Source organism: Corynebacterium sp. LaCa_23, assembly GCF_058182375.1.
The window spans coordinates 2,399,820-2,421,691 of record NZ_CP190825.1; the positions used below are offsets into that span (position 1 = coordinate 2,399,820).

General features: G+C 60.5%; 22 protein-coding genes and 1 pseudogene. 11 read left to right on the forward strand and 12 right to left on the reverse strand.

Features of this window, described 5'->3' with window-relative positions; all coding sequences use genetic code 11:
* Positions 1 to 87 precede the first annotated feature (87 nt).
* The 4 genes from ACP8IT_RS11345 to ACP8IT_RS11360 all read right to left on the reverse strand — a co-directional run bounded on the left by ACP8IT_RS11345 (position 88) and on the right by ACP8IT_RS11360 (position 4,389).
* Positions 88 to 276 (reverse strand): hypothetical protein, encoded by a 189-nt coding sequence (locus ACP8IT_RS11345; RefSeq protein WP_005275803.1) that lies wholly within the window; start codon positions 274 to 276, stop codon positions 88 to 90.
* Positions 273 to 1,664, reverse strand: coding sequence for a glycosyltransferase family 87 protein (locus ACP8IT_RS11350; protein WP_490290122.1), 1,392 nt, complete (start codon positions 1,662 to 1,664; stop codon positions 273 to 275). The genes ACP8IT_RS11345 and ACP8IT_RS11350 overlap by 4 nt, the downstream gene beginning before the upstream one ends.
* A gap of 16 nt (positions 1,665 to 1,680) precedes the next feature.
* On the reverse strand, positions 1,681 to 3,939 hold the full coding sequence (locus ACP8IT_RS11355) for a transglycosylase domain-containing protein (protein ID WP_023029727.1): 2,259 nt from the start codon (positions 3,937 to 3,939) through the stop codon (positions 1,681 to 1,683).
* A gap of 75 nt (positions 3,940 to 4,014) precedes the next feature.
* On the reverse strand, positions 4,015 to 4,389 hold the full coding sequence (locus ACP8IT_RS11360; protein ID WP_005275810.1) for a DUF5318 family protein: 375 nt from the start codon (positions 4,387 to 4,389) through the stop codon (positions 4,015 to 4,017).
* Positions 4,390 to 4,505: 116 nt separating this feature from the next.
* On the opposite strand from ACP8IT_RS11360, the gene ACP8IT_RS11365 reads away from it, so the two are divergent.
* From ACP8IT_RS11365 to ACP8IT_RS11380, 4 genes are all read left to right on the forward strand, one after another.
* Positions 4,506 to 5,594: an inositol-3-phosphate synthase gene (locus ACP8IT_RS11365; RefSeq protein WP_023016356.1), complete on the forward strand. Its 1,089-nt coding sequence runs from the start codon at positions 4,506 to 4,508 to the stop codon at positions 5,592 to 5,594.
* Positions 5,595 to 5,648: 54 nt separating this feature from the next.
* Positions 5,649 to 6,143 carry a MarR family winged helix-turn-helix transcriptional regulator gene (locus ACP8IT_RS11370; RefSeq protein WP_023016357.1) on the forward strand — a complete coding sequence of 165 codons (495 nt, stop codon included), beginning with the start codon at positions 5,649 to 5,651 and terminating at the stop codon, positions 6,141 to 6,143.
* 94 nt (positions 6,144 to 6,237) lie between these two features.
* Entirely contained in the window at positions 6,238 to 7,209 is a 972-nt protein-coding gene (locus tag ACP8IT_RS11375; RefSeq protein ID WP_284638461.1) for a universal stress protein, read from the forward strand.
* A 9-nt stretch (positions 7,210 to 7,218) separates the two neighbouring features.
* Positions 7,219 to 7,689 carry a hypothetical protein gene (locus ACP8IT_RS11380; RefSeq protein ID WP_023016359.1) on the forward strand — a complete coding sequence of 157 codons (471 nt, stop codon included), beginning with the start codon at positions 7,219 to 7,221 and terminating at the stop codon, positions 7,687 to 7,689.
* Positions 7,690 to 7,698: 9 nt separating this feature from the next.
* On the opposite strand, the gene trhO is transcribed toward ACP8IT_RS11380, so the two are convergent.
* Positions 7,699 to 8,625, reverse strand: coding sequence for an oxygen-dependent tRNA uridine(34) hydroxylase TrhO (trhO, locus tag ACP8IT_RS11385; protein ID WP_034653699.1), 927 nt, complete (start codon positions 8,623 to 8,625; stop codon positions 7,699 to 7,701).
* A 42-nt stretch (positions 8,626 to 8,667) separates the two neighbouring features.
* Positions 8,668 to 10,164, reverse strand: a complete 1,497-nt coding sequence (locus ACP8IT_RS11390) for a DUF1846 domain-containing protein (protein ID WP_005275828.1) — start codon at positions 10,162 to 10,164, stop codon at positions 8,668 to 8,670.
* A 118-nt stretch (positions 10,165 to 10,282) separates the two neighbouring features.
* Here ACP8IT_RS11390 and ACP8IT_RS11395 point away from each other — a divergent pair, with 118 nt between their 5' ends.
* Both ACP8IT_RS11395 and ACP8IT_RS11400 read left to right on the forward strand, forming a co-directional pair.
* Positions 10,283 to 11,098 (forward strand): Fpg/Nei family DNA glycosylase, encoded by an 816-nt coding sequence (locus tag ACP8IT_RS11395; RefSeq protein WP_490290123.1) that lies wholly within the window; start codon positions 10,283 to 10,285, stop codon positions 11,096 to 11,098.
* Between the two features lie 17 nt (positions 11,099 to 11,115).
* Positions 11,116 to 12,708: a bifunctional ADP-dependent NAD(P)H-hydrate dehydratase/NAD(P)H-hydrate epimerase gene (locus ACP8IT_RS11400; RefSeq protein ID WP_490290124.1), complete on the forward strand. Its 1,593-nt coding sequence runs from the start codon at positions 11,116 to 11,118 to the stop codon at positions 12,706 to 12,708.
* On the opposite strand, the gene ACP8IT_RS11405 is transcribed toward ACP8IT_RS11400, so the two are convergent.
* Both ACP8IT_RS11405 and ACP8IT_RS11410 read right to left on the reverse strand, forming a co-directional pair.
* On the reverse strand, positions 12,695 to 13,330 hold the full coding sequence (locus ACP8IT_RS11405; protein ID WP_023027992.1) for an ABC transporter ATP-binding protein: 636 nt from the start codon (positions 13,328 to 13,330) through the stop codon (positions 12,695 to 12,697). The genes ACP8IT_RS11400 and ACP8IT_RS11405 overlap by 14 nt on opposite strands.
* Positions 13,331 to 14,314: pseudogene (locus tag ACP8IT_RS11410) on the reverse strand (ABC transporter permease).
* Positions 14,315 to 14,467: 153 nt separating this feature from the next.
* On the opposite strand from ACP8IT_RS11410, the gene ACP8IT_RS11415 reads away from it, so the two are divergent.
* From ACP8IT_RS11415 to ACP8IT_RS11430, 4 genes are read left to right on the forward strand one after another with little or no spacing between them, the layout of a single operon-like run.
* Positions 14,468 to 15,565, forward strand: a complete 1,098-nt coding sequence (locus tag ACP8IT_RS11415; protein WP_490290125.1) for a sensor histidine kinase — start codon at positions 14,468 to 14,470, stop codon at positions 15,563 to 15,565.
* A complete protein-coding gene (locus ACP8IT_RS11420; protein WP_023016367.1) occupies positions 15,558 to 16,175 on the forward strand; it encodes a response regulator in 618 nt (205 codons plus the stop codon). The genes ACP8IT_RS11415 and ACP8IT_RS11420 overlap by 8 nt, the downstream gene beginning before the upstream one ends.
* Positions 16,175 to 17,158, forward strand: coding sequence for an NAD(P)-binding domain-containing protein (locus ACP8IT_RS11425; protein ID WP_490290126.1), 984 nt, complete (start codon positions 16,175 to 16,177; stop codon positions 17,156 to 17,158). Before ACP8IT_RS11420 ends, ACP8IT_RS11425 begins: the two co-directional genes overlap by 1 nt.
* Positions 17,159 to 17,193: 35 nt before the next feature.
* Positions 17,194 to 18,168, forward strand: coding sequence for an MDR family oxidoreductase (locus tag ACP8IT_RS11430; RefSeq protein ID WP_023027996.1), 975 nt, complete (start codon positions 17,194 to 17,196; stop codon positions 18,166 to 18,168).
* 83 nt (positions 18,169 to 18,251) lie between these two features.
* Here ACP8IT_RS11430 and ACP8IT_RS11435 read toward each other — a convergent pair whose 3' ends face one another.
* Positions 18,252 to 18,698, reverse strand: coding sequence for a MarR family winged helix-turn-helix transcriptional regulator (locus ACP8IT_RS11435; RefSeq protein WP_490290127.1), 447 nt, complete (start codon positions 18,696 to 18,698; stop codon positions 18,252 to 18,254).
* A 312-nt stretch (positions 18,699 to 19,010) separates the two neighbouring features.
* On the opposite strand from ACP8IT_RS11435, the gene ACP8IT_RS11440 reads away from it, so the two are divergent.
* The gene (locus ACP8IT_RS11440) at positions 19,011 to 19,649 is read left to right on the forward strand and encodes a hypothetical protein (RefSeq protein ID WP_490290128.1); all 639 of its coding nucleotides are present in this window, start codon (positions 19,011 to 19,013) and stop codon (positions 19,647 to 19,649) included.
* Between the two features lie 28 nt (positions 19,650 to 19,677).
* Here ACP8IT_RS11440 and ACP8IT_RS11445 read toward each other — a convergent pair whose 3' ends face one another.
* Genes ACP8IT_RS11445 through nrdI form a run of 3 tightly spaced genes read right to left on the reverse strand, consistent with a single transcriptional unit; the run spans position 19,678 to position 21,806 of the window.
* Positions 19,678 to 20,244, reverse strand: coding sequence for an NADPH-dependent FMN reductase (locus tag ACP8IT_RS11445; protein WP_005275857.1), 567 nt, complete (start codon positions 20,242 to 20,244; stop codon positions 19,678 to 19,680).
* A gap of 35 nt (positions 20,245 to 20,279) precedes the next feature.
* Entirely contained in the window at positions 20,280 to 21,293 is a 1,014-nt protein-coding gene (nrdF, locus tag ACP8IT_RS11450) for a class 1b ribonucleoside-diphosphate reductase subunit beta (protein WP_023016372.1), read from the reverse strand.
* A 39-nt stretch (positions 21,294 to 21,332) separates the two neighbouring features.
* The gene (nrdI, locus tag ACP8IT_RS11455; RefSeq protein ID WP_023016373.1) at positions 21,333 to 21,806 is read right to left on the reverse strand and encodes a class Ib ribonucleoside-diphosphate reductase assembly flavoprotein NrdI; all 474 of its coding nucleotides are present in this window, start codon (positions 21,804 to 21,806) and stop codon (positions 21,333 to 21,335) included.
* Between the last annotated feature and the right edge of the window lie 66 nt (positions 21,807 to 21,872).

A 21,872-nucleotide genomic window follows, 5' to 3' on the forward strand; every position in this document is an offset into this window, starting at 1 on the left:
GCTGCATCACCTTTGCGGATGCAGCAGGAGGGTACGTTGCGTCAAGCAACCCCACCACAGTACCGCATATGACCGGCGAAAAGAAATCTATCCCGTCGTGGTGGCGGCGAAAAAGATAGCGCCCGTCGCGGGGATGATGGTGAGGAAAACGATGGCAAGGATGCCCAAGATGATGGGCCCGCGCTTATCTTCCCTGTTGTGAAACAGCCAAAAGGCCGCCATAACGCAGATAAAGCCCAACAAGATCGACACCATGCCGATTAAAGTCACAATCATTGAAATACTCCCGCCACTGGGTCGCGGCCCATATGCGCCGCACGCACTTTATCTTCCGTTTTATTCCACATTTGCCGCAGCACAATAACCGCCATCGCAATGATGAACCCATCGCGCACGAGGATCGCCATGTCCAAGAGCTCGTGTGGAATGCCCTTATTATCAATGCCCAGCATGTGCCACATGAGCAGGGGCCATACGAGGGCATCGGCAAGCGCCCAGCCCAGAACCAACCGCCAACGCGGCACGGCCAAGGCCGCCGGAACCACCAGCCAGAGCGAATACTGCGGGGACCATACCTTATTGACCAGCAGAAACGCCGCGACGATGAGGAAGACCAACTCCGCTACCCGCGGGGTAAGCGGGCTGCGCCAGCCGGCCAGGGCGATACCGGCGCATAAAAGGATGAACGCCACGAGGGAGAAGGTATTTAAAAAGTCCTGGCTGAAAGAAATACCCAGATTTCGGCTAATCAGGGCATAGAGGGTGGTCCATTCCGCACCGCGTTCTTGGTTCAAACGGAAAAATTCCGCCCAAGCGGCCGGGTATTTCAGGGCGATGGGAAGGTTGACCGCAAGCCACGCGGCGGCCGTAGCGACGGTAACCTTTGCAAAAGCGTCCCAACGGCGATTGCGCCAGGCAAGGACGAAAAACGCGCCCATCAAAAATATCGGCCATAATTTGAAGGCGGTTCCAAGGCCAATGAGGATGCCGGCGAGCCAGGGGCGGTGGCGGCTAATGGCCAGCAGCGCACCGACGGCGAAGGCGATGGCAGGTATATCCCAATTGCTAAAGGCATGGATGATAATCAACGGGCTGGCGGCCACCAGGATGGTGTCCCACGTGCGGTTTCCCACCAAGAGGTAGACCATGTAGATGACGCCGACCCAGATGCAAGCCATGACCAAGGCGGTGAGCCCAAAGTACCAGCCAGCGGCAGGCACACCGGCCCACTCCACGAGGCCATAGGTATGGCGCGAAATCCAGCCCATCAGGCCCTGGAACATGCCCGCCAATACCGGGTATTCCATATAGCGGGTCAGGCCATCTTCCTGCCAGGAAAAGGCGTAGGGAAAGCCCGGTCGATCGAGGCCGCGGCCTTCATACAGCGGGACGATGTCGTTATAGCAAAAGGAGGTGTACTGGCGGTTTGCGGACCAATCCAGGTTGATGGTGCCGTCTTCGCCGCGGGTGCCACCAGCGCAATTCGCCTTGGATAAGAACCCGCCGGCCAAGAAAACCCAGGCTACTGCGATCAGCGCGCGCAAAGGGGTCCACCACTGTGTGTGGCCATCCCGGGCAAAGCGCCCCCTTGGCCCGCCCAGGAACTCGATGACGCCGCGCGCCATCGGTTCGTCTGCGGCGGACATGCGCTGATCGTGGCTCACGCGTACCGCTCCTTGCTTAGCCTAAGAGGTCAGCCAGGCCGCCTTCGCGGCCGAAGAAGTCATCTAAAGACGGGGCCTCAGGCCGGGCCGGCTCATTATTACCGCCGCCATTGCCGCGGTTGCCGCCGTTTCCATTATTGCCACCCTGGTTCTCGGGCGGCTGCGGCGGGGCATCGTGGCCCGCATCCGGGGTCTCGGCAGGTGCTGGGCTGGCCTCTTCTTCTGGGGCGCCGTCCTGGGCTGGGCCAGTGTAGTTCTGTGCACCCTGCCCACCGGAACCGCCGCCTGGGTTATAGGCCGGGGCACCACCGCCGGCAGATACCGTGCCGAAGCGAACGGGGTAAGCCGAGGGGAATTGCTGGAATTCCTGATCCGCCAAGGAGTTATCCAATACGGACTTCCAGATCTTGGTCGGCGCGCCGGCGCCATACATGATTCCGCCGTACTGGTCGAAGATGGCCGAGGTGTTGTCCGCGGTACCGACCCACACGGAGGTAGCAAGCTGCGGGGTGGCACCAACCATCCAGGTGTCCTTGTTGGTTCCGGAATCGCCCAGCTGGGTCGTACCGGTCTTGGAAGCCGAAGTGCGGCCGCCAGCCAGCGAGCCATTGGACCATGCCGCTACCGGCGCCATGGCCTCAAGGACGTTATTGGCCACATTCGCGGAAACGCGGCGCTCGCCCTCATCGGTTGGGTGTTCATACAGAACTTCCCCGGCGGCATTTTCTACGCGCTGCACAAAGTGCGGGTTGTGCCAGACGCCCTGGTTCGCGAGGGTGGACATCGCGGTTGCCATGTCCAGCGGACGGGACTGGTACTGACCCAAGACCACGCCTTCAAAAGGCTGCTTGCCGTTTTCAGTCAGCGTCTCTTCGATGCCCGGCAACGAGCGGGCAACACCCAAGGCGTGGGCCATATCCGCGGTGTCCTGGGTGCCATTTTTCAGATCGCTCTGCAGGCGCAGGTAAGAGGTGTTCAGGGACTGCTTGGTGGCCTCGCGCAGGTCACAGACGCCACAGCCGCCGCCCACGTTGGTAACCAGATCGGAGCCCGGCAGCTGGTACGGCGCCGAGGAGTAGTTGGTATCCAAGCTAATGCCCTGCTGCAGCGCAGCGGCGAGCGCCATAATCTTGAAGGTCGAACCGGTCTGCAGCGGGGAGTTGGCGTAGTCCCAACCGTTGGAATCATGCCCGCCAAAGTAACCGCGCACCGCACCCGTCTTCGGGTCGATGGTCACAGAGGCCGCGCGCGCGTCTTCTTGCAGCGGCGCCAGCTGGTCATCGACTGCCTGAATCGTGTTGTTTTGCACGTTCATATCGATGGTGGTGGTAATGCGCAGGCCGCCGGTGGAGACCTGGTTTTCCGTAATTCCTACGTCCTCGAGCTCGCGGATGACCTGATCCTTAATGTGGCCATTCGCGCCTGGGGCTTCCGTGTATGCCGAGTACTCAGCGGGATCGCGGGTCTCTGGGAAGACCATTCCATCGCGCTCTTCCTTGCTGAGATCGCCCATGTCCACGAGGCCGTCAAGCACGTAGTTCCAGCGGCTTTCGGAACCCTCCTGGTTCACGCGGGGGTCTAGGCCAGACGGGGACTGAATGAGGCCGGCGAGCATGGCGCCTTCCTCGGGGGTGAGGTCCTTGGCGTCCTTATCAAAGTAGGCGTTGGATGCGGCCTGGATGCCGTAGGCATTGCGGCCGAAGTAGACCGTATTCAGGTAGGCGTTGAGGATGTCCTCTTTTTCCCACTCGTTGGTCATCTTGATGGAGTAGATGAGCTCGCGCGCCTTGCGCACGTAAGAGTATTCGTTGCCCACCAGGGTGTTTTTCACGTACTGCTGGGTAATCGTGGAACCACCACCGGCGGTGTCATTGCCGGTGACCTTACCCAGTACCGCGCGGCCCAAACCGGTGAAGGAAAAGCCGGAGTTATCCCAGAAGTCGCGGTCCTCTGCGGCGAGCACGGAGTCCTGCACAAAGACGGGGACCTCATCCAAGGTCACGTGCGTACGGTTGCCTTCCGGCGGAACCAAACGCGCCAACTGGGTGTCGTTATCGGAGGCATAGATGGTAGAGACCTGGTTATTGGCCAGCTCTTTGGGCTCCGGAACGGTGTACTGCGAATAGGCATACGCAAAAAGGCCTGCAGGCAGTGCCACAAAAACCAATAGGAGGGCCACAACGACCCACGGCCAGATGCGGCGCTTTTGGGGTTCTTCGCCTTCTTTGCGGCGGTCCACCTTAGTGGACTCGCCAGTAGATTCCTTCTCGGTCACTGATTCGTGTCCTCATTCATCCCTGGTAACAAACTAAATAATTGCAGCTTACTGCCTAAGGCGGTGCGCCGAAAACTAACACGCGTTAAAAGCCGTTGCAGAACGCAATAAATGATTCCAGCGGCAGTGCCGGCAGACCTCCACCTCATGCACGGTAAATTCCAGGCCTTCGCCGACAAATTCCGCTATTTCTTTCTCGCTGCGGGCGCTCCCGGCGCGCCGGCCCAGGCTCTCGCCGTACACCCACCGGGTCAGGCGCAGGTCCTCCCCGCAGACCGGGCAGGGCTTATCCATGGTGCGGCCGTGGTGCTCAGCGGCGGCCCGGAGGAGGAAGTCCGCATCGCAGACCTCGTCGCGCCTCAGGTGCCCGGCGCGGTATTCGCGGACGTGTTGGGTGCGTTCCCACTCGTGGGAAAGTTCGTGCTTGAAGGCAACGGAATTCACCCGCATTGTCTTAATTTCCTCTTCTTGATCGATCCATATGCCGTCGTGCTACCACCAGGCATAATTTCTGGCCTAACGTTGCGCAGGCACCACACAGCAACGAATTAATAAAGGAGCATAGTGTGTCTGACAAAGTAAAGGTCGCCATCGTCGGCGTCGGCAATTGCGCCACGTCCCTTATTCAAGGCGTGGAGTTTTATCGCAACGCCGCAGCGGAGGAAAATATTCCTGGCCTGATGCACACCCAGTTCGGGCCTTACCACGTCGGCGATATTGAATTCGTCGCGGCCTTCGATGTCGATGGGGACAAGGTGGGCAAGGATCTTGCGGAGGCTACCCGCAGCTCCCGCAACTGCACCATCACCATCGCAGACGTCCCAGACCTAGGCGTCACCGTTCAGCGCGGCCCCACCATGGATGGCCTGGGCCGCTACTACCAGGAGTCCATCACGGAATCGGACGAAGCTCCTGCCGATGTCGCAGCTGCCCTCCGCGAGGCCGGTGCCGAGGTTGTTGTTTCCTACCTGCCGGTTGGTTCCGAAGAAGCAGATAAGTTCTACGCCCAGGCCGCCATCGACGCTGGTTGCGCGTTCGTGAATGCCCTGCCGGTCTTCATTGCTTCTGACCCAGAGTGGGCCAAGAAATTTGAGGACGCAGGCCTGCCCATCGTGGGCGATGACATCAAGTCCCAGGTTGGTGCCACCATTACCCACCGCGTTATGGCAAAGCTTTTTGAAGACCGCGGCGTGCGCTTGGACCGCACGATGCAGCTCAACGTGGGCGGCAACATGGACTTTAAGAACATGCTGGAGCGCGAGCGCCTGGAGTCTAAGAAGATTTCTAAGACCCAGTCCGTGACCTCCAACGTGCACAATTCCCCTATCGCTGGCAAGCGCGCAGACCGCAACGTCCACATCGGTCCCTCGGACTACGTGGAGTGGCTGGATGACCGCAAGTGGGCCTATGTCCGCTTGGAGGGTTCCGCATTCGGCGAGGTCCCACTGAACCTGGAGTACAAGCTCGAGGTCTGGGACTCCCCTAACTCCGCCGGCATTATTATCGATGCCGTCCGCGCCGCCAAGATCGCCTTGGACCGCAAGGTCGCCGGACCGGTACTTTCCGCTTCTTCCTACCTAATGAAGTCCCCTCCAGTACAGAAGGCCGACGATGTCGCGCGCAACGAGCTGGAAGATTTTATTAAGGGAAGCTAATTTTTTCGTCGCGATACTACCGCCAGGCGGTAGTGCACGATAGAATTTAGTTTTATGACGCAACACCATGATGAGACGGACCCAACGAAGTCCCCGTCCGACTACGAGGACGCGGTAGAGGTAGCCCGGGATATCCAACCGGCGCTCAATAAGTTAATTCTTATTTTCCAGCGCACCGCAGAGGGTTCATCGCTGACTACCTCGCAGGTCTCCATCATGAATCAGTTGCGCTTGCGCGGGCCTTCCCGCGTATCCACCATTGCCCAGGCGGAGCTTATCCGCATGCCCACCGCATCCAACGCGCTCTACCAACTAGAGCGCCGCGGGTTCGTGGAACGCCACCGCGATGAAGAAGATCGCCGCGGCGTGCTCGTCGCGCTCACCCAACTGGGCGAGTCCGAATTGGCCATAGTTTCCGGGCAACGCGCCGCGGCCCTTGCAGAGATTATGCGGTGGCTCGAGCCCGAGGACTTGGCCACCGCGCGCGAGATGGGCGCGGTCATTTCCAAGCTTGCGGATGTCTACCGCCCCACTATGGATAGCGAGTAGCGCGCTTGCGGCCACATGCAATTTTAGTTTTGCGGCCGTAACAGACGATAATGAGCTTTAGTACTCACTAAGCTTTCGCATACATATTCTTTCTATGGGCAAAAAATCTCACCAACCGCTGCTGCCGACCCTGCACAAGGGCTCGGCCGAAGAGCCGCTGCGCATCCTCATTTCTTGGAGTCCTTCCTCTTCCGGCACCGAACCCCTCGAATTCGCCGCCTGGCTATCGCGCACCGCGGTGATTGAGGTGCGCGTTATTTCCACGGTTTTCCAGCCTTGGACCACGACGTCTTTGTCCAAGCTGGGCGGGAAATACAAGAAGTGGTTTAAAGAGCAGAAGCAAGCATGCGCGGCAGCCACCGCTGCGGCCCTGACGGAGGCAGGTATCCCGGAAAAGTACTGGGACGATACGCCCTCCGTGCTTGTCGATGGCCCCTCCCGCCCCCAGCTCCTTACTGAGATGGCCCAGGATTTTCAGGCCGATATCATCCTGTTAGGCCCCAACCAGGCCGCACCCAAGGGCCGCTTTTTCCCCGGTTCCACCGCGGATACTCTCCTGCACTACTCGCCACTATCCTTAGGGCTTATCCCGCGCAAGGCCAAATTATCGAAACACGGCGTGACCCGTTTTAATTTTGTCATTACGGAGCGCGGTGAGCGCGCAGATAGGGAGTTATTGGGCGCGGCTGCGCTGGCGGATCGCTGGGATTTGCCTCTGCGCATCTTGGCCTTCTCGGCGGATGACCTGCTGCATTCCCCGTCGAAGGATAAAAGCGATATTGCGCTCAAGCTCACCGCGGAGTGGCACGAGGATTCGTTAGCGATGCTCGACCGGGCCCGCGACCACATCCAAGATGCCTACCCGGAGGTCGAGGTCACCTCCGAGATCGGCTCTGGCGCCGGGTGGTCCGGTGCCGTTGATTCGCTCAAGTGGAAAAAGGGCGATCTGATGTTGATGGCCTCTGCCCCACAAGGCCCCATCGCGCGGGTCTTTTTGGGTTCTACCGCAACCGAGTTGCTCCCTCATATTCGCGTACCGGTACTCATTCACCCCGCGACCGACTAGGCTTAATGTATGAGCTCGCGCCCAGAGCACCCCGAAAACGACCTGACGACCGACGCCGATTATGCCAACCTGCGTCGGCCTGAGCCGCAAAGCTTCGATGATTTGGCAGATGAGCCCGATCCCGTCGAGGTAGCCGCCGCGAACCGGCGCTCTACCCGCCAAGCCATCTGGTACATGGTGTCCGTGCTGGTCATCTCCGCGCTATATGGCTTCGGCGTCGCGCTCTTTTCGCGCCTTACCGGCGGCCCCCTGTGCGAGGACGGCACCGCAAGCTGGCTGTGTACCGAGGGCCAAAGAAACTTCTTTGCCATTTCCACCATGATCATCCCACTGCTGGGCATGATCGGCTGCGCGATCATCATGGTGCGCAAACTGCGCCGCTACCTGCGCTGGCGCAGCTGGATGGCGATCTTTTGGGTTGTGGCCTTTAACTTTATGATCTGGGCCATTAGCGATATTCAGCTGCTTTTGGTGCGCTAACCCCGCACCTTAGCTGGCAAGGCTAAGGGCCACTTCCTTACAATTCGGCCTCCCGCAGTGTTGGGTTTCCACATTTTGGATGCAGTCATCACAGATGAGCACCTGCTGGCGGCACGTGTCCTCATTAATGCAGTTGTGGAAGGTATTAGTACCCTTGCCGCAGTGCACGCAGTGGCCCAATTGGATAAAGCCTGGGTCCTCTAGTCCTTGACCAAACTCCTGGTGCATGCGCTTGTCAAAGACGTACATGGAGCCTTCCCACAGCCCATCATTGCCGTACTTTTCGCCGTAGCGCACGATGCCGCCATCGATTTGGTAGATCTCGTTGAAGCCACGGTTCTTCATCAAAGAGGAAAGGACCTCGCACCGGATGCCGCCGGTGCAATAGGAGACGACCGGCTTGTCCTTCATCCAGTCATATTTGCCGGATTCCAGTTCCTCAATGAAATCATGGGTGGTGCGCACATCCGGCACGACGGCATTTTTGAACTTGCCAATCTCTGCTTCCATGGCATTGCGGCCATCGAAGAAGACTACCTCATCGCCGCGCTCTTCTACCAGCTTGTTGACCTCTTCCGGCTTGAGGTGCGTGCCGCCGCCAACGACGCCGTTCTCATCCACCTTCAGCTCGCCCGGCGCGCCAAAGGCCACGATTTCATCGCGCACCTTGACCGATAGGCGCGGGAAGTCCTCGGCGCCGCCATCGGACCACTTGAACTGCATGCGCTTAAAGCCCGGGTATTCACGGGTTTGGCGCACGTAGCGCTTGCAAGCATCCATGTCGCCACCGACGGTGCCATTGATGCCGTGTTCCGAAATGAGGATGCGCCCCTTCAAGCCCAAGGACTCGCACAGGGTGCGCTGCCACAGCATGACGGCGGTGGGATCCTCGATGGGGGTAAAGCAGTAATACAGGAGAACTTTGCCGATAGTCACGCCCATAATCTTAGGCCCGCTACCGGCAAGATCCCCAATTCCTTAGCGCTTTTGGTACAGCGCCTTCTTGCGGGCAAAGACCGGATCAGAGGTCACGAGCACGCCAAGGTTGCGGAAGATTCCCTCATCCACCGAGCCCAAGATGGTGGTGGTGTGGACGTCGCAGCCGGCGAGTTCCTTGATCTGTTCCAGCGCCTTGCGGGCATCCTCGTCCTTGGCGGCGGATACGGATAGCGCGATGAGCACCTCATCGGTGTGCAGGCGGGGGTTGGAAGAGCCCAGGTGCTTCGTCTTCAGCGTTTGGATTGGCTCTATCGATTCCGGCGAGAGCAGGTGGGTATCGTCATCGATGCCGGCTAGGTACTTGAGGGCATTGAGCAGCATCGCCGCGGAGCAGCCCAGCAGCGGGGAGGTGCGGCCGGTGATGATAGTGCCATCGTGAAGCTGCATCGCGGAGGCGGGTCCATCGGTTTCCTCCGCGCGCTTGCGGGCCGGGCCCACTACTGGGCGGTCATCGACCTTGATGCCGGCCTTCGCCATGACGACGGCGGCGCGCTCAGACTGCTCATCGCCCAGCCCGGCGCGGGCTTCTTCTACCTTGGCCTTGAAGTAGCGGCGGATGATTTCCTGTTGGGCGGCGGCGCGGCAGACCGCATCATCGGTAATGCAGTAGCCGGCCATATTCACGCCCATGTCCGTGGGCGATTCGTACGGCGTGGTGCCGGTGAGCTTTTCCAGCAGGGTCCGCAGCAGCGGGAAGGCCTCAACGTCGCGGTTGTAGTTCACCGTGGATTCGCCGTGGGCGCTCAAGTGGAAGTGGTCAATAATATTGGAATCGTTCAAGTCCACGGTGGCGGCCTCGTAAGCGAGGTTAACCGGGTGCTCGAGGGGAAGATTCCAGATGGGGAAGGTCTCAAACTTGGCGTAACCAGCGTTATTGCCGCGCTGGTGCTCGTGGTAGACCTGCGATAGTGCGGTGGCAAGCTTGCCGGAGCCAGGCCCTGGAGCGGTCACGACGACCAAGTCCCGGGAGGTTTCCGCGAACTCGTTCTTGCCAAAGCCATCCTCAGACACAATGAGGTCCGTATTTGTGGGATAGCCTGGGATAACGCGGTGGCGGGCGACCTTGAGGCCGAGGCGCTCGAGCTTTTCGATGAACGCTTCTGCCTGCGCATTTCCGTCTTCCACCTGGGTCATGACGATGTTTTCAACCAAAAAGCCGCGGCTGCGGAATACGTCTACCAAGCGCAGGAGGTCGTCTTCATACAGGATGTCTAAATCAGCGCGTACCTTGTGGCGGGCAATGTCTTTGGCGTTGATGCACGGGAGGATTTCAATTTCCTCTTTGATGCGCTCCAGCATGGCGATCTTGTTATCCGGGGTAAAGCCCGGCAGCACGCGGGAGGCGTGCATATCATCGAAAAGCTTGCCGCCCATTTCCAGATAGAGCTTTCCGCCGATTTCTTCGCGGCGGGCCTGAATGTGCTTTGACTGCAGCTCAATGTATTTTTCTCGGTCAAAACCGATTTTATGCGTCATGATTTATCGACCCTTCAATAGAAATAAAATCAATCCGCGCTTCGAGTTTACTCTTTTTCATCCCCCGGCGCCACGCGCCCTAGTTGGGGGCGACCAATGATGTCACTACACTGAAGCTATGCCTGAAGGTCACGTGATCCACCGCCTAGCCCTCACACTCAACGCTGACTATCGCGGGATGCCGCTCAGCGTGACCAGCCCGCAAGGCCGGTTTGCCACCGAGGCGGCCATCCTGGACGGTACAGAAATCGACCACGCAGAGGCCTTTGGCAAGCACCTCTTCGTGCACTTCACCGCCGCCAACCCAGCGCATATCCTCTATATTCACCTGGGGCTCATCGGCAAGCTCAGCTTCGAACCCCGCGAGGAAAACCGCGGGCAGATCCGCATACGCATAGACAATGGGGTGCAAGCCGCGCAGCTGCGCGGGCCCCAATTCTGCCTGCTGCTCACGGAGGAGGACTACCAGGCGCGGCTGACCAAGGTAGGCCAGGATCCGCTCCGCGTCGATGCCGATCCCGAAGCCCTGTGGGCCAAGGTGAGCAAATCCCGCCGCAGCATAGGCTCCCTCATGATGGACCAGCACCTGTATGCCGGTGTGGGCAATATCTACCGTGCGGAGGCCCTCTTCCGCGCCGGCCTCTCCCCCTTCACCCCTGGCAAGGATGTTTCCCGTGAAACATTCTTCGCCATCTGGAAAGACCTGGTAGAGCTCATGAACTACGGCGTAGAGCACGGCCGCATCGATACCGTGCGCGCCGAGCACTCCCCCGAGGCCATGGGGCGTGAGCCGCGCCAGGATGATCACGGCGGCGAAGTCTACGTCTACCGGCGCGCCGGCCTGCCCTGCTATGTCTGCGGCACGCCGATTGCGGAGCAAGTAATGGAGGGCCGAAACCTCTTCTGGTGCCCCACCTGCCAATCCGCTGCTTAAGGCCTATAGTGGCGGGCATGCGACCTGCCTATAGTGTATCCACCGTTCGTTCCGCCGAATCCGCGCTCCTCGCGCAGCAGAGCCACGATGATGAACTCATGCGCCTGGCCGCCCGGGGCGTTGCCGCCACGGCGAAATCCATGCTGACGGGCCCTGCGCCTCGCCGCATCACCATCCTGGCCGGGCCTGGCGGCAATGGCGGCGATGGCCTTTATGCAGGCGCTTTCCTCGCCGAGGAGGGCTATGGCGTGGAAGCGATACTCGTCGCCGATGCTGCGCACGACCCAGCGCTGCAAGCTTTTACCGCTGCCGGCGGGACCATTACAGATCAACCGCACGCGGAGGCTACCGGCCTACTCATTGATGCCGTCGCCGGTCTCAACTCCACCCGCGGGCTTAGCGGTGCGGGCCTTGCCGCGTACCGCGCGGCCAAGCAGCACGATATCCCGGTGCTTTCGGTGGATATCCCCTCTGGCATCAACGCGGATACGGGCGTGGCCGCGGAGAATGCCGTCGAGGCAACGATTACCGTGAGCTTCGGTTGGGCGCGCGCCGGCCATATCTTCGCCCCGGAATGCGGCACGGTGGTGCTCTGCGATCTGCAGCTGCCCAACGCGCCGCGCTCCTTTACGGAGGAACTAACGGCTACCGCAGAGCCGGCGGGCTATATCGCCAACGAGCCCACCATCGATCTCCCCTTCCAGTGGCCCGGGGAGCCCGTGCTTGCCGATGCCCACCTCGGCCACGTCACCGCCCCCAAGCCCGTGGGCTGCACAGGCCCCATCGTGGACCCCACTCCCCACGCCTCAAGCACGAAATACACCGGCGGCGTCACCGCCATCTGCGCTGGCAGCAGCGCGTATCCCGGCGCGGGCATCCTAGCGGCTACCGGCGCGGTGCGCGCCACGCCGTCCATGGTGCGGGTCATAGATAATGATGCCGTGGTCCCCCACCTGCCCGAAGTCGTTCCCCACCCGAGCGCCGAGGATAAGGTGCATGCCCAGGCGTGGGTGGTAGGCCCTGGCCGCGGCACCGATGAAGCAGCAGCCCGCGAGCTCCACGCCGTTCTAGACCGCGGGTTGCCCACGATCCTGGATGCCGATGCCCTGACGCTGCTCGCCCAAAGCGCCGATCTGCGCGATCGCGTCCGCTCCCACCCGCGGGTCATCCTTACCCCGCACGCCGGCGAGTTCCGCCGCCTCTACGAGGCCACCCTCGGCCGCGAGCTCGATCTCAGCGAGGGCGTGGGCCCGCGCCAGCGCGAGCTGGCCGAGGACTTGGACTGTTTTATCCTGCACAAGGGCCGCATCACCACGGTGACCGCGCCCGGCCAGGCCATCTACGGGATGAATGCCGGCCACTCTTATGCGGCCACCGCAGGCTCCGGCGATGTTTTATCCGGCATCCTCGGCGCCACTATCGCGCAGGTAGACCACGAAAAAGCCGATGCGGAGTACATCATCATGGAGATCCTCCACGCCGCCGCCCTACACCAGCACGCCGCAGCCATTGCGGCGCATACCCCCGATGGTTTTGGCATTTGTTCCGCTTCCCAGATTGCCGCGGCGATGCCCCAGTCCATCGCGCGATTGCTCGTTATGCACCGATAGCGTCCCGCTTACTCACGCGGCCGTCTTTAACCTCCACCACGTGGTCGGCGAAGGTGAGCAAGGAGCGATCGTGCGTGACCAGCACGGTGGCGGTGTGCATCTCCTGGGTAATATCGCGCAGCAGGCGGATGATTTCCTGGGAAAGGTGGGAGTCGAGGGCGGAAGTGGGTTCATCGGCAAGCAGCAGGTTCGGCTCATCCATCAAGGCGCGCGCGATATTGACGCGCTGGGCCTGGCCGCCGGAAAGCTGGCCGATGCGACGATTGCCCATGCCCTTAAGGCCAACGAATTCTAGCAGCTCATCGGCGCGATCCTTGCGCAGCTTGCGCCCGACCATGTGGTCCATGATGAGCAGCTGATCGCGCACCTTGAGCGAGGACAACAGGTTCGACTGCTGGAAGATGATGGAATTCGTGCCGTTGACCTTTACGGTGCCGGAGTCCGGAGTGATGAGCCCGGCGCCGACGGAGAGCATCGTGGACTTACCGGAACCGGACTCGCCCACGATTGCGGTGAGGGTATCGGAGTCGGCGCTAAAGGTGGCATCATCAAGCGCCGTAGTAGTCGTCGTACCGTCCTGGAAGGTGACGGTGGCGTTGCGAATATCAAGGATGGTGGACATTTAGGCATTTCCTCCCAATGCATCGAGGGGGTTGGCTTTGGCTACGCGGCGGGTAGAGACCAGGGCACCGGCCATGCCCAGGATCCAGATGCCGACCGCGGGAACGATGATGGTGCGCACGGATACGTCGAAGGGGACGGTGCCGGAGGCCAGCAGGCCAAGCAGCCAGCCGACGAAAGCGCCGAGGATGGTGCCGGCGGCCAAAATCAGCGCGGCTTGGGCCAGGGCATCGCGCAGCAGGTAGCGCACCGAGGCGCCCAGGGCGCGCAGGATGGAGAGATCGCGGGTGCGCTGCAGGGTCCATACCGTCAGGAAGGCCACGGTAACCAGGGCAGAGATGCCGTAGAGGAAGCCCTGCATGGTCAACAGCGAACCGCGTTCTGACTGATACGCGGGCAGGCCGGAGAAGGAATCAGACATCTCGACCGAACCGGGCACCTCCTCAGAGTGCAGGGCAACCGTACCGACTACGTCCTCTGGGGCGTGGCTTACCTTCTGCCAGGTCTCTGTAGATACCCATACCACCGGCGAGTGGGAGAACTGCGTTTCGGCAACGGTGCCCTCTACGGAGAGGTCTACCCCACCGATATTCACGGTGCCGGAGGCCTCAATCGTGTCAGAGAGGACGGCGCCATCTTCCGGGATGGTGGCGTTGGTATTGGGGATGGTCGTACCGGCCGGCAGGCCCATCACGCCTACCGCGCCCTCGCCCTCCAGCTTGGTTTACGCGGTGCCCAAGGCAATCGCATCGCCGGAGAGATCCTTCTCGTGGATCTCGGACTCGTTATAGGCGGGCTCTTCGGTAGAAAAACTGACGTAGGGGTGCTCCTGCGCCACGGCCTCAAGCGCCGAGGTATTTTGCTTGGATAGGCCCTCCGTCAGGCCGGAGAGCATAACCAAAAGAAGGGTGATAAGCGCTACGGTGCCGCCGATGAGCCCGAAGCGGCCGCGCGCGGCGGTGATTTCACGAATAGCTAAGAACATACTTCTATAGTCCCTTTGCGCAGTTCAGAAGTAATCGGCGGCCTAGTTGAACCTCCAGTCAACCAACTGGTTGATCCCTCATCCACCCTCCGGCAGATACTGTAGGAAATTGTGTTTTCTGGACAGAAATTATGGCTCTGGGGCTTACACGCCATGTTCACGTTCCTGCTGCTTTTCGGCGTGGCCCGCGCCTATATCGATGACCGCTTGGACGCCCGCGCCATCCTTTTGGCCATCGGCCTAGCCGCGGTGTACGCGGCCGCGCGCTGGATTCCCACCTGGCTCTGGCTCACCGGGCTGTGCCTGCTCTGGTTGGGGCTCATGGTCCACGCGCAGGATTTCATGTGGCTCGAGTTCCCGCTTATCTTCGTTTTCCTGCGTGCCTTGCCCAAGTGGCCAGGGCTTATCTCCATCACGGCGCTATGGGCGGCGGCCGCCTTTATCCCCGCCTGGCTGCACCCGGACGGATGGTCCATCGCCGCGGCCATCGGCCCGCTTATCGGCACGACCTTTGCCGCGGGCGTGTTTTATATCCAGCGCCGGTTGCAGGCGGAGGCGGCGCACCACAGGGACATCGCCAAGCAGCTGCAAGAAACCCAGGCCGAGCTGGCCGCCAGCGAGCACCAGGCCGGGCGCCTAGAAGAGCGCGAACGCCTGTCCCGGGATATCCATGACACCGTGGCCCAAGGGTTGAGCTCCATCCTGCTGGTATCCCGCGCCGCTCGGAATACCGATGACCTAGCGACCAAGAACGAACAGCTCGCCGTCATCGAGGACACTGCCGGCGAGAACCTGGCGGAGGCCCGTCGCTTCGTCCGCGAACTCGCCGGGCCCGATGAGCGCCTGGAGACCCAGCTGGATTCCATCCTGTCCCAGATGCGCCGACGCACGGAGGCTTTGGGCGAGGACACCACCTTTGACCTTGTGGTTTCCGGCAGCGGAAGCGTGCCCAGCGATATCAAGCAAGTGGTCGTGCGCGCCGCGCAGGAGGGCCTTAATAACGTGATCAAGCACGCGCACGCCTCCCGCGCAGTGGTCACCCTTGGCCTGTTTGAGGATGCGGTCACCCTGGACGTCGTGGATAATGGGCACGGTGTAATTGAGCCCCCGCGCCACGGCGGCGATAGCGGCTTTGGCTTGCAAGGATTGTCCCAGCGCGTGGAGAGCGTCGGTGGCTCCCTGAGCCTCGAATCCGGCGACGGCACCGCCCTTGCCATCAGAATCCCCCTCAAGGAGCAGCCCCATGGTTAATGTCATGCTTATCGATGACCACCCCGTCGTCCGCGCCGGGCTGCGCGCGATACTGAATACCTTTGCCGATGTCCGCGTGGTCATGGAAGGCGATAACGGCGCGGACGTGGACAAGCTCTTTACCGATGACGCCCCCGAGGTCGACGTCGTGGTCTGCGATATTCAGATGCCGGGCGTCGATGGCATCACCGCCACCAAGAAGCTGTCCGAGGCCGGCGGCCCGCCCGTGCTCATACTCACCACCTATGACACCCAAGCCGATATCTTGGCCGCGGTCGAGGCTGGCGCGATGGGCTACCTGCTCAAGGATTCGCCCGAGGAAGAGCTACACGAAGCGGTGCTCAATACCGCCGCACGCCGGCGCACCCTCGCCCCTGAGGTGGTCAACCTCTTGGCCCAGCGCGTGGGCCAGCCGGAGCAGTCCCTCTCCACGCGCGAGCTGGAGATCCTCCGCGCCCTTGCGACCGGCTCCTCCAATAAGGAGCTGGCCAATCAACTCTTCATTTCTGAGGCCACCGTGAAAACACACCTCATTCACATCTATCAAAAGCTGGGCGTAGACACCCGCACTGCCGCGGTAACTGTGGCCCGCGAAAGGAAACTGATTTAATGCTGGACTGCATCGTTATCGGCGGCGGGCAAGCCGGCCTGGCCACCAGTTATTACCTGCGCAAGAAGGGCCTCGACTTCCAGATCCTTGATGCCGAGCCCTCCCCCGGCGCGGCCTGGCGTCACGCGTGGCCGTCGCTCACGCTCTTTAGCAATAGCGCGTCTTCCAACCTGCCCGGCTTGCCGATGCCCCACCACGACGGATTTCCACCCGCCAGCCACGTCATCGATTACTTCACCCGCTACGAGCAACGCTATGACCTGCCCGTACGCCGGCCGGTGCGGGTCCAGGAAGTCACCCATGATGGCGAGCGCTTTCACGTCACCACCGATGATGAGCTTCTTACCGCGCGCACCGTGGTCGCGGCTACCGGCACGTGGTCCTCGCCGTTTATCCCCTACTACCCCGGTTTCTTTGCCGGGCGGCAATGGCACTCGGCGGTCTACCCCGGGCCCGATCCCTTCCGCGGCGAGTCCGTCACCGTTGTTGGGGCCGGCAATTCCGGGGCCCAGATAGCCGCAGAGCTCGTGCTCTCCGGCGTAGACACCACGTGGTTCACGGCGAAGCCGCCACGGTGGATGCCCGATGACGTCGATGGCCGCGTTCTTTTCCAGCGCAACCGCGCCCGCCTTAATGCCATGATGCGCGGCGAGCCCGATCCCGGCGCGGATACCAACTTGGGCGATATCGTCGTCGTTCCTCCCGTCAAGCGCGCCCGCGATGAGGGCCTGCTTAAGGCCTCCCCCATGTTCTCCAGCCTCGATGAGGTGGAGGCAGACCACCTCATCTGGTGCACCGGGTTCCGCCCCGCGCTGGGGCCTTTCCGCACGCTTCTCGATGGCCGCACCCCCACCGTCGAGGGCCTCTTCCTCGTCGGCTACGGAACCTGGACGGGCCCCGGTTCTGCAACCATTACCGGGGTGAGCCCCTTTGCCAAGCAGACCGCGGGGGACATCGCCAAGCTCTGCTCCCCCGACCTTTAGCTGCCCAAAAATGGTTGCATCACAATTCACGTATCATGGTGAGCATGAGCACGCTACTTGTTACCCGTAACGAAGACAAATCCGTCACCACCTCCTTTGAGGAAGGGGAATTCCTCGGCGAGGGTGACCTGACCGTTGACGTCTCTTATTCCTCGCTGAACTACAAGGACGCGATGGCAATCACCGGCGATCCCGGCGTCGTCCGCACCAACCCACTGGTGCCCGGCATCGACGTGGTCGGTACCGTATCCGAGTCCAATGTGCAGCGCCTGCCGGTGGGCACCTTGGTTGCCTCCTTTGGCGATGGCCTCGGCGAATTCCGACACGGCGGCTACACCCCGAAGCAGCGCGTCAATTCCCGCGCCACCGTTGCCCTTCCCGCGGATTTCACCGCGGAGCAGGCCGCTGCCGTCGGTACCGCCGGCTACACCGCGGCGCTGTGCGTTAACTCGCTGCGCGGGCTTCCCGAGGGCCCTGTTCTCGTCACCGGCGCCACCGGCGGCGTCGGCTCCATTGCCGTCAACCTCCTGCGCAATGCCGGCTACGAGGTCCACGCCATGACCGGCCGCCCGGACGATTACGCCAACTACCTCCACGAGCTCGGCGCACATGAGATCATTGACCGCTCCGAATTCACCGAGCCGGGCAAGCCTCTACAAAAGGCCATCTACGCTGGCGCCGTGGACACCTCCGGTTCCCAGGAGCTGGCCAATGTCCTGGCCCGCACTAAGTGGGGCGGCACCGTTGCCGCCACCGGTATGGCCAGCGGCCCCGACCTGCCCGCCACAGTCATGCCCTTCATCCTGCGCAACGTGCACCTAGCCGGCGTGAACTCCGTCGATGCCCCGCTGCACTACCGCCAGAATGCTTGGCAGCTCCTCGCCCGCACCCTGGACCTGTCCATCCTGGAGTCCTTGACCAATACCCTTCCCCTGGAAGATGCGGTAAAGGAAGCGCAATCGCTCATCAACGGCAGCCACCATGGCCGCACGGTGCTGAAGATTTCCTAAGGCCTTAGTCTTTAGGACCTACAAATAGGCAGGCACCCCGTCAGTGACGGGGTGCCTTTCTTGTGCGATCGACTCCTTGGGTTCTAGGTATCGCCCGTTAAGCTGCGCATGATTTTTCTGGAGATGAAACCCAACTGCTGCAATTCCTCTCCCGTCAAGACGGAGACCACCTTGTCATCCACCTTCGCGGTATGACTGCCCAATGCTGCGGCGAATGCTCCCTCACCTATTTTCGTCACTGTGACTTCAATAGCTCGGGGTCCTAGTTCCTCCGCGTGCCGCCTTGTCACCAACTTGCGCCCCTCCATCCGGACCAGTTGTCGGTGCAACCGCGACTTTTCCCACCCCAGTTCCGCGGCCAACTCATGCGGCCGGGTGCTCTGCCCACGGCGGCGCTGCAGGACGGCCAACACCGCATAATCGGCCTCGCTCACATTCGCAGTTGCCTGCAGCGCGTTGGCCAACTCCTTATGCAGCGCCCGCTGCATCGCTACGAAGTCCGCCCACGCTGCACTTTCTTCTGGGCGCACAGGATTCCCCCTTAGGCTTTGACTTAAATAGCATTATATAATGCGCAGTTGATTACTCAACCGACAATTGAGCGGAGCGGTTGTTCCATCAACCCCCACCATTTATTAAGGCGCGGGATTTGGACTTCCAATCATTCATAAGTGCCATATTTTTGCCAATTTAAACACATATACTTTGCTTTTCGTAAGCTATTTATTGGTCCTGACGTTTTCTGGATACTATCTATCATTAGGACTTAATAAGTACCTATCGGCCGGATTTCGAGCCGGCTGCGACCCCCGTCGGGTAGACGCCTGTCTATGATGGCGGCCATGGATAAACTTTTTAGCGCCTGCGGATTCGACTTCCTGGACACGGAAGAACTCATCGCGGAGCTTCCCGCAGAGCGGACCCTGTGGGATGCGCCTGCTTTTGATCAAGTGCTCTACTATGCGGATCCCTCCGGCATCGCCGTCACGGCGATGGAGTACGAGGGCGAGTGGACCGTATTGCCGTCGTTCCGGGGCGGGGAAGACGTAGAGGCAACGCTATATCGCGCCATGCCATTTATTGGCATCTTAGAAATGGAAGATCTGCGGTGGGCAGTGCTTAGCGATGCCCCCTTCACGCTACCTACCGGCAACCCCGTAGGCGGTGAAAAACTGCTCGGCCGCGTGCGACCCGCAGTCGTTGCGCTGGACTATGAATTAACGGAACCGGCGGAGTTTTCGCTGCGATCCCCAGCCACGGAACGGTTTTATCAAAACTACAAGCCCAGCCTGCTCAACCCGCAGGTCGAGCTAGCTGGCACCGTGAATAACGTCGAGAAAAAGACCAATGAATTTGGGGGAGGGGAGTTCTGGGTATGCGAAATCGACGGGCTCCCGCTCATCGTTGATGCCCCAGTTGAGGCGGGCCAGGGAATCCGGGCGCACGGCATCGCGCTCTGCGCCACGGAGTACTGGGATTAACCGCCTCGCTGCTAGGAGGAGGTAGCTCCTACTGTTGCGGAGCCGCAGGTACCAGGTCTACAAGGCGCTCGAGGTAGTCCCGCACGAAATCGATGGTGCTGGGCGGCTCGATCTTTCCATCCTCGCCGATGAGCTGGGGAGAATTGCCCAAGAATACCTCGGGCTGACCGGGCATCGGCATGTCAAAGTAGGACAAGGCTAGGCGCACATTCTTGTGGGAAGAATAGCCACCCATGCGGCCGACGGAGTGGCTGATGATGCCAGCTGGCTTATTCTTCCAGGCGACATCGGAATTGGGCTTGGACCCAATATCGATGGCATTCTTTAAACACGCCGGGATCGTCCGGTTATTCTCGCTGGTGACGAACAAAATGGCATCCGCTTCCTTAATTGCGTTGCGGAAATCGGTGTACTCTCCCGGCGTGGGTTTATCCTCCACGCCAGAATCGTCGTAGTCGAAATCATAAAGCGGGAGTGTGCGCAGGTCATAGCGCTGGCACTCTACGTGCTCGGGAACGAGTTCAATGGCATGGTTGGCGATCTTCTTCGCAATGCTTTCCCGCCGCAGGCTGCCAACGAGTACAAGAAGTTTCATGATGGGTGTCCTTTCGTGTGGAGACTTGTTGGTTTTTAGAAATCCCAGTCGGCATCGGAGGTCTCTACGGCTTTGCCGATGATATAAGAGGACCCCGACCCCGAAAAGAAGTCGTGGTTTTCATCCGATCCTGGCGTGAGTGCCGCGAGGATCTTCGGGTTGACCTGGCACTCCTCGTACGGGAAGAGGTTGGGATAGCCCAGATTCATCAGGGCTTTATTAGCGTTGTAGCGCACGAATGTAGCGACATCATCCATAAGCCCGTATGGTTCATAGAGCTCGCCGGAATAGCGCATCTCCAGGTCATAGAGCTTGCGCACCAGGTCAAAGGTGAATTCGCGCATTTCTTCGCGGCGAGCGTCCGTGGCGTGGTCGAGTCCCCGCTGGAACTTGTATCCGGAGTAGTAGCCGTGGACCGCCTTATCCCGCAGGATGAGCCTGATCATGTCAGCGGTATTGGTCAGCTTCCCGTGCACGCTAAAATGCAGTGGTAGATAGAAGCCGGCGTACAGCAGCAAGGAGGACAAGAGGGTAGAGGCAACCTTGCGCTTTAGTGGGTCGTCGCCGTAGTAATGCACCATCACACTGGTCGCGCGCTGCTGCAGCACTGGGTTATCCACGGCCCACGCATAGGATTTTTCGATCTCTTCGGTGCTGGCCAGGGTGGAAAAGATGGAGGAATAGCTCCGCGCATGCACGGCCTGCATGAAGGCTATATTGGTATAAACGGCCTCCTCATGTTCCGTCCGGGCATCTTGAATCTGGCTGATTTCGCCCACGGTGGCCTGCACGGTATCCAGTAGCGTCAGGCCGGTAAAGACGCGAATGGTGAGATCGCGCTCGGCTGGATCCATGCGCGACCAATCGTTGCGGTCATTGGAAAGCGGGACCTTCTCCGGCAACCAGAAATTCGAGGTCAGGCGGTTCCACACCTCTAAATCCTTATCATCCCAGATGCGATTCCAGTTCACTGGGCGCAACGGGGTGGAGGCATCGTGGCGAAAATGCGGCGGGGTTTGGGATCGCTCAATGAGCTCTTGATATTTCATCGGTACTTTCTCTTTTCTTTGTCTTCGAGGCCCTAGCCGTCAGGCAATGGACGCGTGGGCGGTGGGGTAGAGGTGGTGCGCAAAGAAGTCCTGCAACCCCTCCCGTACGCGGGCAACATCGCGGTCGGTACCGAGCAGCTCAAAACGGTAGAGCTCAGGCACGCCGCACTTTCGGGCTATCTGTGGCCCGGCGCAGCAATACGCTTCACCAAAATTGGTATTTCCAGAGGTGATGACGCCGCGCAGGAGTGCGCGATTTTCCGGAACGTTGAGGAATTGGCGCACCTGCACCGGAATCGCCGCCTTGATATTGCCGCCGCCGTAGGTCGGGACGATGAGCACAAAGGGCTCGGTGACATAGAGCATTCCTTCACGCTTCGGCCGCAAAGGAATGCGTGCCGCTGGAAAGCCCAGCTTGTGGACAAAACGGTGGGTATTTTCACTGACCGAGGAAAAATACACAAGATTAGCGGCGGTCTTAGTGCCGCAGGGTGGCGTCGAGGCTGTAGTCATCTCGCTCCTTAGTGGCTGCGCCGAAGCGCACTTTCTGCTTCAACTACAGATCTAACGTACTTTTAA

What these genes read in the sequence shown, in the direction of transcription:
- nrdF (WP_023016372.1), bottom strand. Translation starts at nt 21,293, where the DNA reads ATGAAATATCAAGAGCTCATTGAGCGATCCCAAACCCCGCCGCATTTT.
- ACP8IT_RS11430 (WP_023027996.1), top strand. Translation starts at nt 17,194, where the DNA reads ATGGTGAGCATGAGCACGCTACTTGTTACCCGTAACGAAGACAAATCC.
- ACP8IT_RS11425 (WP_490290126.1), top strand. Translation starts at nt 16,175, where the DNA reads ATGCTGGACTGCATCGTTATCGGCGGCGGGCAAGCCGGCCTGGCCACC.
- ACP8IT_RS11390 (WP_005275828.1), bottom strand. Translation starts at nt 10,164, where the DNA reads ATGACGCATAAAATCGGTTTTGACCGAGAAAAATACATTGAGCTGCAG.
- ACP8IT_RS11440 (WP_490290128.1), top strand. Translation starts at nt 19,011, where the DNA reads ATGGATAAACTTTTTAGCGCCTGCGGATTCGACTTCCTGGACACGGAA.
- ACP8IT_RS11445 (WP_005275857.1), bottom strand. Translation starts at nt 20,244, where the DNA reads ATGAAACTTCTTGTACTCGTTGGCAGCCTGCGGCGGGAAAGCATTGCG.
- ACP8IT_RS11370 (WP_023016357.1), top strand. Translation starts at nt 5,649, where the DNA reads ATGACGCAACACCATGATGAGACGGACCCAACGAAGTCCCCGTCCGAC.
- ACP8IT_RS11345 (WP_005275803.1), bottom strand. Translation starts at nt 276, where the DNA reads ATGATTGTGACTTTAATCGGCATGGTGTCGATCTTGTTGGGCTTTATC.
- nrdI (WP_023016373.1), bottom strand. Translation starts at nt 21,806, where the DNA reads ATGACTACAGCCTCGACGCCACCCTGCGGCACTAAGACCGCCGCTAAT.
- ACP8IT_RS11395 (WP_490290123.1), top strand. Translation starts at nt 10,283, where the DNA reads ATGCCTGAAGGTCACGTGATCCACCGCCTAGCCCTCACACTCAACGCT.
- ACP8IT_RS11400 (WP_490290124.1), top strand. Translation starts at nt 11,116, where the DNA reads ATGCGACCTGCCTATAGTGTATCCACCGTTCGTTCCGCCGAATCCGCG.
- ACP8IT_RS11405 (WP_023027992.1), bottom strand. Translation starts at nt 13,330, where the DNA reads ATGTCCACCATCCTTGATATTCGCAACGCCACCGTCACCTTCCAGGAC.
- ACP8IT_RS11420 (WP_023016367.1), top strand. Translation starts at nt 15,558, where the DNA reads ATGGTTAATGTCATGCTTATCGATGACCACCCCGTCGTCCGCGCCGGG.
- ACP8IT_RS11415 (WP_490290125.1), top strand. Translation starts at nt 14,468, where the DNA reads ATGTTCACGTTCCTGCTGCTTTTCGGCGTGGCCCGCGCCTATATCGAT.
- ACP8IT_RS11360 (WP_005275810.1), bottom strand. Translation starts at nt 4,389, where the DNA reads ATGCGGGTGAATTCCGTTGCCTTCAAGCACGAACTTTCCCACGAGTGG.
- ACP8IT_RS11375 (WP_284638461.1), top strand. Translation starts at nt 6,238, where the DNA reads ATGGGCAAAAAATCTCACCAACCGCTGCTGCCGACCCTGCACAAGGGC.
- ACP8IT_RS11380 (WP_023016359.1), top strand. Translation starts at nt 7,219, where the DNA reads ATGAGCTCGCGCCCAGAGCACCCCGAAAACGACCTGACGACCGACGCC.